Origin of the sequence: Draconibacterium orientale, assembly GCF_900111425.1 — a bacterium.
Classification (GTDB): Bacteria; Bacteroidota; Bacteroidia; order Bacteroidales; family Prolixibacteraceae; genus Draconibacterium; species Draconibacterium orientale.
This window is the reverse complement of record NZ_FOHT01000059.1, coordinates 1-11,507: the sequence shown is the minus strand read 5'-3', so window position 1 is coordinate 11,507 and position 11,507 is coordinate 1. Positions and strand designations below refer to the sequence as shown.

Genomic DNA, 11,507 nt, shown 5'->3' with positions numbered 1-11,507 from the left:
CGCGTAGCTTTTCCGAGGGAAGCGGGCGCAGCCTTGGGTTTTCTGTCTACTCTTTGGGCTAAACCAAAGAGTAGAATCCGGCTGATAAGCCAAAATAATGTTGCTTATGCCTGGTCGCTTTTATTCAATATTGAAACTTCTGAGTGAGATATTTTTTACTTCTCCACCTACTTTTCAATGTGATCCGCCACCTGCCCCGATCTTCGGGGGAGCCAGGGACACAATGGAAAGTAAAGTGTATAAAAAAACAAAAGGGAGAAACAATGTTCCTCCCTTTTGTGGTGCCACCTGGAATCGAACCAGGGACACACGGATTTTCAGTCCGTTGCTCTACCAACTGAGCTATGGCACCTTTCTAAAGTTGGGCTTTAAGTAGCACCCCCTTTATTTTGGTGTTGCAAAAGTATACATTTTTTTAAAATCACAAAGTTCAACACCAAAAAAAGTGAAAAAAAATTGATTTTTTCAGCTCTCCGAATTCGGCGTGAGTTTATGTGGTTGATCTTTTTTTTGCGTTTTTATTTGAAACTGAATTACTTGCCCTCCAAATCCTCCGACAACGATGTACACACAACTATTTTAGGGGTTCTGGTTTATAATCGATTTTTAATATGCGGCGCATGGTAGGGTTGTAGTTTAAAAATCGGAAGAAGTTGCGCCTTTGTCATTTTTCTCTTCTATCCCCGGGGCTGCGCTCCCTGCGGGTGCTTCCCCCTGGCTATTGATTACGCACCCTTGGTGCTTAAAGCCCCGAAGCGGGCTACAGGCAATAGCCCGGTGCGAGTGGTTGAGTTTACGAAGACACAAAGCTCCGGGTAAAAGATCGATAAAAAATCGTTCGGCCTCTAAAGTTGATTGGAATTGGTCAGCTTGTTCCGAACGAAAAATCGTTATAGAATCATTTGAAAATTTCACCTGTCATCAATGTTTTCGATTTTACATAGAATCCTTTCATGCGTTTTGTAAGCCGTATGAGTCTGCAATCCAATACTTTTTATACTTTTGCACGATTAGTTTAAAAGACAATGGTTGATACTGATTATCTGATACATACATTACATAACGGCATTCGAATAATTCATCAGCAAACCGATTCGCCGGTGGGGCATCTGGGGGTTTTAATAAATACCGGATCGCGCGACGAAAACGAGGATGAACATGGCCTGGCGCACTTTATCGAACACTCGGTTTTTAAGGGCACAAAAAAGCGCAAGTCGTTTCATGTGCTTAGCCGTATCGAGGGCGTTGGTGGCGAGCTGAATGCCTACACCACAAAGGAAGAAACCGTGCTGTATGCTACTTTTTTAAGCGAGCATTACGATCGCACGGCCGAATTGCTGAGCGATATTCTTTTTAACAGCACCTACCCTGAAAAAGAGCTCAAACTCGAAAAAGAGGTGGTGGTAGAGGAAATAAATTCGTATTACGATACACCGTCGGAATTGATCTTCGATGAGTTTGAGGAACAGGTTTTCGATGGTCATCCCATTGCCCGTAATATTTTGGGAACAAAAGAAAAGCTGCGTTCTTTTAACCGCGATATGATTTTCAATTTTATTGCCAATAACTACCATACCGATCAAATGGTGATCAGTTCGGTGGGGAATATTGATTTTGCGGCTTTGCTAAAAATGCTGGAGAAGTATTTCGGAGAGGTGGAGCAAAGTTTGCGGCAGTTGAAAAGAGAGCAGTTTGTAAATTATCAGCCGCAATCAAAAACGGTAATAAAAGACACCTTTCAGGCGCACTGTGTAATGGGTAATGTGGCTTTCGATTTTAAAAACCCGAAGCGTATTGCCATGGTTTTGCTGAACAATGTACTTGGCGGCCAGGCGCTGAACTCGCGTTTAAATCTGGCCATGCGCGAACGTCGCGGAATGGCGTACAACGTGGAGTCGGCCTACACGGCGTATTCTGATACCGGTTTGTTTAACGTGTATTTCGGTACCGACAAAGAGAACCTGAATAAAGCGGTAGCACTGGTGCACAAAGAGTTTGACTTGCTGCGCGACAAAAAAATGGGCGCCGTTCAGTTAAGTCGTGCAAAAAAGCAGTTGATAGGGCAGATTGCCATTTCAACCGAAAGTCGCGAAGATATGATGCTCACCATCGGGAAAAGTTTTATGCTGTTTGATAAAGTGGATCCGCTGCGTGTAATCTTCAAAAAAATCGAGGCCATTAGTGCCGACGATATACAGGAAGTGGCCAATATTATTTTGGATAAAAACCAGATGAGTACGTTGATATATAAATAACAGGAATGGACAGGCAAAAGGCATTGCATCAATATATTTTGGATCACATTGATGAGGAAGATCCGGTGTTAACGGAACTCGACCGCGAAACGAACCTGAAAGTGTTGGGTGCCCGCATGATTTCGGGGCATTTGCAGGGGCAGGTGCTTACGATGCTGGCAAAAATGATCCGCCCGAAAACCATTCTCGAGCTGGGAACATTTACCGGTTATTCGGCCATTTGCCTGGCAAAAGGATTGCCCGAAGATGGAAAGCTAATTACCATTGAAGTTGACGATGAGTTGGAGGCGCTGGCCAAAAAATACTTCGAAAAAGCCGGAGTGGCACATTTAATCGAACAAAAAATCGGGGCGGCAACGGAACTGATCCCGTCGCTTGACCAATCGTTCGACCTGGTTTTTATCGACGCCGACAAACGGGAGTATGTGGAATACTACCAATTGCTGATTGACAAAATGCAGCCGGGAGCGTACATTATTGCCGACAACACACTTTGGAGTGGTAAAGTACTGGATAAACCCCGCCACGATGACGGGCAAACCATCGGCATCCTCGAATTCAACAAGCTGGTTAAAAACGACGACCGCGTTGAAAAGGTCATCCTTCCGCTGCGCGATGGCATGACTGTTATCCGTAAAAAGTAGTTTGTCGTTGTCTTTCCAGACGGGAAATACTTTTTCTCCCGAAATTTCAAGGACTGAAAACGTTTTTCAAAAAAGCCACCGCTGACGATGAAAATAGCAATTATGCGCTAAGCGGTTAGAATCGCTAAGCGCCTCTCGGTGTTGATCTTAATCGCTACTAACGCTGTTAGAGTCACCTCCGAATTAATGTTGCTTATTTAAGGTAATCAGGACTTTGGCTAATTCGTATTATTCGACGTTTGTGGTCCCTTTTTAGCTTGAAACCCCGGTTTCCGTTTTCTGTTCGGATTGTTATTTCTCCGCTTGTTTGGCTTTTTGTTTTTTTCGCCAGCTTCTGAAGCGTTTTGTTTGTTTTGCGGATTGTTACTCTTGTTTTCGAAATTCCGGCCTCCCTTTTTGTTGCCTCCCCTGTTGTTGCGTCGTTTTTTGTTGCGCGAAGGTTTTTTATCGTCGAAACGATCCAGGCTTTCGTCGAGCGTAACTTCCATTTTGTTTTGCTCTTTTGGTTGAGCGCTTAAGGAATGCACTTCGGGTTTTATGCCTCGTTTGTTTTTCTGAATAATATCGCGCACTTGCTTTAACGACAGGTTGAAAGTGGTTCCCATGCTGCCTTCCAATCCATACCAGATTTCCTTTTTCAGGTAGTCGGTTTTAAATGGTTTGGCCAATCCCGATGCCAGCTCAAGGTCGAGAAGTTCACGCGGGAATTCGTTTCCGGCCTCAATGTAGGCGTCCAGCTCGTAAAGCAAACAGCATTTTAGTTTTCCGCAGGCACCGGCCATTTTTTGTGCCGATGGCGACAAGCCTTGTTTCAATGCCGCGTCCGACGAGATGCTTGAAAAATCGGTTCGCCAGCTCGAGCAGCATAATTCACGTCCGCATGATCCAATTCCTCCAATTAAACCGGCTTCCTGGCGGGCGCCAATTTGTTTCATTTCCACTTTAATGCGGAACTCGCGGGCATATATTTTTATCAGTTCCCTGAAATCAACACGTCCTTCGGCCAGGTAGTAAAAAATTGCTTTTTTGTTGTCGCCTCTGAATTCAACATCGCCAATTTTCATATCAAGCCCCAGCTCGGTTGCAGCCTGGCGCGCTCTTATCATTGTGATTTTTTCGCGGCTGCGTGCCTCATTCAGTTTCTGAATATCAGCGTCCGAAGCTTTGCGATAAACCACATTGAGGTTGTAACGCGACGGGTTTTTAATCCGCAGCTTAAATTGTTTTTCGGCCAGGTAACCGGTAAGGGTTACTTCGCCAACATCGTGCCCCGGCGAGGTAGCAACAACTACGTGGTCTCCACGTTTTAGCGGGAGATTTTCAACATTTTTATAGTATTCTTTGCGGGTTGACTTAAACTTAACTTCAACAATATCTGATTTATCGGTGGTGTCTGGCAAATCACTCAGCCAGTCGTATCCTTGTGCTATTGTACTTGTTGAATTATTGAACGAACATCCATTACAACTCATATAATCCTCTCTGCTTTCTGTCTGATGCGTGACCTTTTTGTGCATTTATCGCACTAAACTTCACATGCATCTTGTAAATAATCCCAATTGTTTTTCAGTGTGAGCCTTAGGCAAAACGCTGAAATTAAAATGGTTGATGCCGATTGAAAGAAATTGTTGCCTTATAAAGACTCAATTTGATTTCACATCGGTATAATTCCATACAAAGATTAGAAAAAGAATTGAATTTTCTAATCTGGAACAAGTCTAAATTAAAATATTGTATTTTATTTACGCGGGAAATGAGCTTTTTTGTTCCTTTATTGAAAATTAAATAAGGCAGAAAACATTCATGAATCTCTTAAAGCGGCTTTTAATTGTAGTATTTGTGGCCCTTGCTTTTAATGGGCTGGCTTTTCAATTGACGGACAAGGCAACGGTTAGCATCATTACCTGTAGCCCGGGTAACGAAATGTATTCGGTTTATGGTCATTCGGCTATTCGGGTAAATGATCCGGCTTTTAATTACGATGTGGTTTTTAACTACGGAATATTCGATTTTAGCAGCCCCAATTTTTTGTATCGTTTTTGTGCCGGCCAAACCGATTACCTGCTTGGTGCTTATCGTTTTCAGACTTTTTTGAATGAATACCGACACGATAAACGCAGTGTTTTTGAGCAGGAACTTAACCTGACGGCGCAGGAAAAACAAAAAATACTGGATTTTCTTTTATGGAATGCACAACCCGAAAACCGGGTTTACCGCTATAATTTTTTCTTTGATAACTGTGCCACGCGGGTGCGCGATGTGGTTGCCGATAACGTAAATGGTGGCATAACCTACACTGATAGTGCCAGCCATAAAACGCTGCGGACGTTGATAAAAGATTATCACCACAAAATAAGATGGCTGAATTTTGGTATCGATTTTCTGGTGGCAGCCGAATCCGACCGGGAGGCAACGCTTGAAGAAGAAATGTTTTTGCCTGATTATGTGATGCAGCATTTTGCATCGGCAAAAAGAAATGATAACGGCCAGCATATTGCTCAACCGGTTCAGGTACTTTACCAGGCACCTGAGCAAACTCAGCTACTGACATGGCTTTGGGGGCCGCTGATTGTATTTTCGTTGTTATTGCTGGTGGTTGCTTTTTTCACCTGGAAGCAGTATATAAACGGAGAAATGAAGCCCGCGCTTGATGTTGTTTTGTACGGAATAAACGGATTGGGCGGATTGTTGCTTACCTGGTTTACCATTTATTCCGAGCATCCGGCAATGAGCCCAAATTACAACCTCATGTGGCTGGTGCCGCTGAGTCTGCTATTTGCAATTGTTTACTTACGAAAAAAATGGCGTCAGGCGGTGCGTTATTATCACTTTGTTTTTGCCGTGTGGATGATCGTGTTTTTTGTTTCGGCACCCTTTATGCCTCAAAAATTTCATCCGGTGTTTTTCATCATGGCAGCCACATTCTTTATCCGGGCATTGGCGCATTCGCTGCTAATTCTGAGGTCTTTAAAAGTGACTCGCAAATAATCTGGGCTGACTCTCAGAAATCGATTTTATGAAAAACTATCCTTTGCACCGTCTTTTAAGGCGGTGATATTGGGTTGGTTAGTCCAACCCGGTTTTTCAGGATTTTTGTAAATTTTATTCTACAAAAATCCTGAAAAATCATAATCACTATATCCTATTCGTTACACCGCTCTAAAGAACGGTGCAAAAAATAGTTTTCGGAACTTGAATCAAAGTCATCAGCGATATTTATTTGTAATCTAATTTCTTTTATCGCAGTTACTTTTGCTTTTTTCCTTTCAACTTTTTCCTTGATGTCCCCCGATATTGTTGAAAAGTTTGGATGAACAATTAAGTGGTAGATTTCTTCCATGCTTTGAAACAATTATCTTTGCTCAACGATGGCAAAAAATGAAAAGAAATATGTAGAAACTCCGCTGATGAAGCAATATTATTCCATCAAGGATAAACATCCTGATGCGGTGTTGCTTTTTCGTGTGGGCGATTTTTATGAAACATTTGGAGAGGATGCCATAAAGGCGGCAGAAATTCTGGGAATTACCTTAACGCGCCGGGCAAACGGAGCAGCCAGTTATGTGGAGTTGGCAGGATTTCCGCATCATGCGCTCGATACCTATTTGCCCAAGTTGGTGCGGGCCGGGCAACGGGTGGCAATTTGCGAGCAGCTGGAAGATCCGAAAATGACCAAAAAGATCGTGAAGCGCGGGATTACCGAACTGGTAACTCCGGGAGTTTCCATCAACGATAATATTCTTGAGAACCGCGAAAATAACTTCCTTGCATCGGTTCATTTCGATAAAAAGCGGGCAGGTATTGCCTTTCTCGATATCTCAACCGGCGAGTTTCTGGCTGCCGAAGGAAGTTTTGAATACATCGATAAGTTATTGAACTCGTTTCAACCCAAAGAAGTGTTGTTTCAGCGCGGAAGAGGGAAGGAGTTCAACGATCTTTTCGGGACTAAATTTTATACCTTTAATCTGGAAGACTGGGTATATACCGAAGATGCGGCAAACGACCGCCTGACGCGGCATTTCGAAACCAGTTCGTTAAAAGGTTTTGGTGTGCATAACATGCAGTTGGGCATTATAGCCGCCGGTGCTGTTTTGCATTACCTCGATATTACACAGCACCAGAAGCTAAGTCATATTTCGGGATTAAGCCGGATTGAGGAGGAGCACTATGTTTGGCTCGACCGGTTTACCATTCGTAACCTCGAGTTGTTTGCACCGCTTCACGAAAGTGGAAAGGCGCTCATTAACGTGATTGATAAAACCATTACGCCAATGGGATCGCGTTTGCTGAAACGCTGGATGGCGCTGCCCTTAAAAGATATCGATCCGATAAACGAGCGGCTGGAAGTTGTCGAACTTTTTCTGAAAGATCCGGAAACCAAAGAAAATCTGGAAGAACATCTACGCCAAATGGGCGATTTGGAACGACTGATCTCAAAAGTTGCAGTTGGTCGTATCAACCCGCGCGAAGTGATGCAGGTAAAAAATGCTTTGGCCGCAATTGTTCCGATAAAAGCTGCTTGCGCCGGTGTTGAGAATCCGGCCTTAAACCGTTTTGCCGAGCAATTAAATCCTTGCGATTTGATTCGGGCGCGTATTGAAAAGCAGATTGTTGCCGATCCGCCAACCGCAATTAACAAAGGAAGAGTGATTGCCGAAGGTGTTTCGGAAGAACTGGATGACCTGCGAAAAATCGCTTATTCAGGAAAAGATTACCTGGCACAAATTCAAAAGCGCGAAAGCGAAAAACATGGAATTCCATCGCTGAAGATCAGTTTTAACAATGTTTTTGGGTACTACATCGAGGTGCGGAATACACATAAAGATAAAGTTCCGGCCGAATGGATTCGTAAACAAACGCTGGTAAGTGCCGAACGATATATTACCGAGGAACTGAAAGAATACGAACAGAAAATTCTGGGAGCCGAGGAGAAAATCCAGGTGCTGGAAGGAAAACTTTTTGGCGAGCTGATTTTTGCACTTTCTGAATATATTTCGGCGATACAGCTGAACTCGCATATTCTGGCGCAAATCGATTGTTTATTGTCGTACGCCACGTGTGCAACATCTTATAAATATTTCCGCCCGGAGGTTACTGATGCCACCTCAATTGAAATAAAAGAAGGACGACATCCGGTTATCGAGCACCAACTGCCAATTGGCGAGTCGTACATTGCCAACGATGTAAAACTCGATCAGGAAGATCAGCAGATCATTATTATCACCGGGCCCAATATGGCGGGTAAATCGGCACTGTTGCGCCAAACAGCATTAATTGTGTTGATGGCACAAATGGGATCATTCGTTCCGGCTGAAGTAGCAAAAATCGGTTTTGTGGATAAAATTTTCACCCGTGTTGGAGCTTCGGATAATATATCGCTGGGCGAATCAACGTTTATGGTGGAGATGAACGAAGCAGCCAGCATCCTGAATAATGTTTCCGATCGCAGCCTGATTCTTTTCGACGAGCTGGGGCGCGGAACATCAACCTACGACGGTATTTCCATCGCCTGGTCGATTGTGGAACATCTGCACGAACATGCTTTTACCAAAGCAAAAACGCTATTTGCCACCCACTACCACGAGCTCAACGAAATGGAGGGAGCTTTCCCAAGAGTGAAAAACTTTAACGTTTCCATAAAAGAGGTGGGAAACAAAGTTATCTTCTTACGAAAGCTGGTTCGTGGAGGCAGTAATCATAGTTTTGGTATCCATGTGGCGGGTATGGCCGGGATGCCAAAATCGGTAATTAAACGTGCAGAACAGATATTATCGAAGCTGGAAGGCGGAAAAGAGAAGGAAAGTTTAAGTAAACCTTTAGAAGAGATTGGTGAAAAACGCGAAGGTGTACAATTAAGCTTTTTTCAGTTGGATGATCCTGTGCTAAAGCAAATTAGAGATGAGATAGCCGGGCTGAATGTGAATAATCTGACTCCAATAGAGGCTCTGAATAAGCTGAATGAAATAAAGAAATTGACAGGAATTTCTTAATGGACTTCAATAATTTTTGTCAGATAAAAAAATAGCAATATATTTGCATCGCTTTTGAAAAAGCAAGTTCATTAAAATATGCACGAATCGCCAGTCCCGACAAACCGGAAATCTTCGATTTCATCGTTTGCCGAGGATGCTCGAAAAACTTACAAATTATAAATTTGAATTTTTTCGGCATTGGTAGAGCATAGTTTATTTAATGGATTGAATTGTATAAGTTCTTTAAAATACGCGAGAATAGCTCAGTTGGTAGAGCACGACCTTGCCAAGGTCGGGGTCGCGGGTTCGAGTCCCGTTTCTCGCTCATTCACGATAATCCAAAGGATGCCCGGGTGGTGGAATTGGTAGACACGTTGGACTTAAAATCCAATGATCATTATGATCGTGCGGGTTCAAGTCCCGCCTCGGGTACCATTTTTTGCGAGAATAAATCAGTCCCGACAAACCAGAAATCTTTGATTTCATAGTTTGCCGAGGATGCTCGAAAACTTACAAATTATAAATTTGAGTTTTTCGGCATTGGTAGAGCACCAGAAGTGCCAGGGAAGTAGAGTTTGTTCTTAAAAAATGCGAGAATAGCTCAGTTGGTAGAGCACGACCTTGCCAAGGTCGGGGTCGCGGGTTCGAGTCCCGTTTCTCGCTCGAAAACTAAGACTGCATATTAATTTATGCGGTCTTTTTTTATGCCTTAAAATTGCGAGGATTGCTCAACTAGTAGCCCCTGATTTATCTTTTGACGGATCGGGGTCGCGGGCCCTGACGATTCCAAAGGAATGTCAGGATGCTGACCAAGGCGTCAGCATCCGAGTCCCGTTTCTCGCTCGAAAAAGGCTTCACTTTTTGTGAGGCCTTTTTTTATGACTCAAATTTCGCGAGAATTGCTCGATTAGTCTCCCCAAAGGGGAGCCAGTTTTCGAACGGTGCTGCATTACAAAGTATCATCCCGTTGGTGCGCGGTTGTATCGCGTTCCGTCAGTATGGATGTCATCTTTTTGTAAAGATGACATCCCTGGGTTGGCCTTTTTTTTGTTCAGAAAACAAGTATTTACATAATAATTGTTTACATTTATTGCACTAAATAACTCATTGCCCGATACATTGAAAACATTATTCGTATTTAGCAAATAACAAAATAATCAATTTATGTTTGGTAAGATGGCATGTGTGAGTCGTTCGCGAAGGTTGATTGCAGTACACAATGTTGCTGTATAATGTGCAAATGACTTATGAGTTATGCAGAGCACTTTGAATTACAAACAATCGAACGCAAGAAAAATATAGCCATGGAAAAGAGAAATGTATTTGTATTAATCATTATTGTTTTATTCTCAATTAGTTGTGAAAAAGAAAACATAGTAGAAGTTTTTAAAACACATAAGTGGAATAATCATCCTGCTTTTCAATATGATAATTCAATTCTACTAAATAGCTTTAGTGTTGATAGTAGTTATATGGTTATTTCAGGAACCGATTTTTTTAGTAAGGTAGGAGATGTCGCTAACCTTGGTGGATACGACAGCATATTTGAAGATGATTTTATAAAACAAAAGAATATTGCTATCAAACCGGTAAGTCGTAAAATTCCTATTACATCGCAAATTACTGTTACTTATAAAGAAACAGGATCTTCGGCTGCACAGGTTAATTTTATATCGACGGCTAATTATGGTTCAGCCGCCTCGTATTCAACAACCTTGAAAATGGAAGAGGTTGATCCTACATTTTCGGGTTTTAATTTTGAAAGAGCTGCCTGGAACGATTGTATTGCAATTAACGAAAACGGACAGGTATTAATTCCCTATTATTCAAGGTCAAATGAAGTAGTACAACTACGACTATTATTAGTAAATACCCAACAGACCGGAAGTAGTATGTTGCCAACAGAAATATTGGATACTAAAATAATAAAAATAGAAGATGAGTATGAGTATCATGTTAACTATTTACAAAGTTCAAATGAGCTGTTTTTCGTAACTACTGATTCTAAAACTTACAGGATTGACACGGAAGGGAATTTAACCGATAAATTCGATGATTTTCATTTATATGACATGGTTCAACGAAATGATACCCTCTATGCATTTGGATATGATTTTACACTTGGGCAGAATGAATTTTTGCATTCGACCAACAATGGAAAGATTTGGAATAAAACAAGTACTTCGGAATTTGAAATTGCACACCTGAATTTAACAACGATTGAAGATAAGACTATTGGATATTGGAGGTCGCAAATTTGGCAAGTAATGTTTAGTGATAGCGGATACAGCGTTGTTGAATTAGATAACGATGGCCTTGCCGGTGAAATCATAACATCCATAACAGCGTATAAGAATAAAGTTTATGTTACAACACGGTCGGGTTTATTTTACCGGAATCTATCCAATCTGTTTGAAATTAAAGAAGCAGGAAGTAATTAAAACACCCCACCTTGTTTTATCAGACTTTAGTGCTTGTGTTTAAAATTGTATCGGTTTCACAACATCCCTGTCCAATTTAGCTCTTAGCTCTGAATAAAAACCGTTTTTCCTTTTTGAGGGAACCTGCCGGCAGGAATGTCGACAGTTGAGCTTGCCAAATCCCGTACTTTACGTCGGGGACAAAAGGGTAGGAGC

General features: G+C 42.2%; 7 protein-coding genes and 4 tRNA genes. 8 read left to right on the top strand and 3 right to left on the bottom strand.

Annotation, left to right across the window (positions count from 1 at the left end; genetic code table 11):
• Positions 1-279 precede the first annotated feature (279 nt).
• Positions 280-352: transfer RNA gene (locus tag BMW53_RS20025), tRNA-Phe, on the bottom strand.
• 673 nt (positions 353-1,025) lie between these two features.
• Between BMW53_RS20025 and BMW53_RS20020 the strand changes: the two genes are divergently transcribed.
• Positions 1,026-2,255, top strand: coding sequence for a M16 family metallopeptidase (locus BMW53_RS20020; RefSeq protein ID WP_038557989.1), 1,230 nt, complete (start codon positions 1,026-1,028; stop codon positions 2,253-2,255).
• Between the two features lie 5 nt (positions 2,256-2,260).
• Entirely contained in the window at positions 2,261-2,899 is a 639-nt protein-coding gene (locus tag BMW53_RS20015; protein WP_038557990.1) for an O-methyltransferase, read from the top strand.
• Between the two features lie 218 nt (positions 2,900-3,117).
• On the opposite strand, the gene BMW53_RS20010 is transcribed toward BMW53_RS20015, so the two are convergent.
• Positions 3,118-4,371 (bottom strand): PSP1 domain-containing protein, encoded by a 1,254-nt coding sequence (locus tag BMW53_RS20010; protein WP_175463522.1) that lies wholly within the window; start codon positions 4,369-4,371, stop codon positions 3,118-3,120.
• Positions 4,372-4,702: 331 nt separating this feature from the next.
• Here BMW53_RS20010 and BMW53_RS20005 point away from each other — a divergent pair, with 331 nt between their 5' ends.
• A complete protein-coding gene (locus BMW53_RS20005; RefSeq protein ID WP_038557992.1) occupies positions 4,703-5,887 on the top strand; it encodes an Lnb N-terminal periplasmic domain-containing protein in 1,185 nt (394 codons plus the stop codon).
• A 154-nt stretch (positions 5,888-6,041) separates the two neighbouring features.
• Here the strand turns inward: BMW53_RS20005 and BMW53_RS20000 are convergent, their stop codons facing one another.
• Positions 6,042-6,239, bottom strand: a complete 198-nt coding sequence (locus tag BMW53_RS20000; RefSeq protein ID WP_038557994.1) for a hypothetical protein — start codon at positions 6,237-6,239, stop codon at positions 6,042-6,044.
• A gap of 28 nt (positions 6,240-6,267) precedes the next feature.
• Here BMW53_RS20000 and mutS point away from each other — a divergent pair, with 28 nt between their 5' ends.
• The 5 genes from mutS to BMW53_RS19975 all read left to right on the top strand — a co-directional run bounded on the left by mutS (position 6,268) and on the right by BMW53_RS19975 (position 11,312).
• Complete coding sequence (mutS, locus tag BMW53_RS19995; RefSeq protein ID WP_038557996.1) at positions 6,268-8,889, top strand: DNA mismatch repair protein MutS; 2,622 nt, start codon at positions 6,268-6,270, stop codon at positions 8,887-8,889.
• Between the two features lie 234 nt (positions 8,890-9,123).
• A tRNA-Gly gene (locus BMW53_RS19990) sits at positions 9,124-9,196 on the top strand.
• A gap of 22 nt (positions 9,197-9,218) precedes the next feature.
• Positions 9,219-9,306: transfer RNA gene (locus tag BMW53_RS19985), tRNA-Leu, on the top strand.
• Between the two features lie 155 nt (positions 9,307-9,461).
• Positions 9,462-9,534, top strand: a tRNA-Gly gene (locus tag BMW53_RS19980).
• A 584-nt stretch (positions 9,535-10,118) separates the two neighbouring features.
• On the top strand, positions 10,119-11,312 hold the full coding sequence (locus BMW53_RS19975) for a hypothetical protein (RefSeq protein ID WP_038557998.1): 1,194 nt from the start codon (positions 10,119-10,121) through the stop codon (positions 11,310-11,312).
• Positions 11,313-11,507: the final 195 nt, after the last annotated feature.

Coding starts and splice junctions, on each gene's coding strand:
- BMW53_RS20020 (WP_038557989.1), top strand. CDS start 1,026: ATGGTTGATACTGATTATCTGATACATACATTACATAACGGCATTCGA.
- BMW53_RS20015 (WP_038557990.1), top strand. CDS start 2,261: ATGGACAGGCAAAAGGCATTGCATCAATATATTTTGGATCACATTGAT.
- BMW53_RS20010 (WP_175463522.1), bottom strand. CDS start 4,371: ATGAGTTGTAATGGATGTTCGTTCAATAATTCAACAAGTACAATAGCA.
- BMW53_RS20005 (WP_038557992.1), top strand. CDS start 4,703: ATGAATCTCTTAAAGCGGCTTTTAATTGTAGTATTTGTGGCCCTTGCT.
- BMW53_RS20000 (WP_038557994.1), bottom strand. CDS start 6,239: ATGGAAGAAATCTACCACTTAATTGTTCATCCAAACTTTTCAACAATA.
- mutS (WP_038557996.1), top strand. CDS start 6,268: ATGGCAAAAAATGAAAAGAAATATGTAGAAACTCCGCTGATGAAGCAA.
- BMW53_RS19975 (WP_038557998.1), top strand. CDS start 10,119: ATGAGTTATGCAGAGCACTTTGAATTACAAACAATCGAACGCAAGAAA.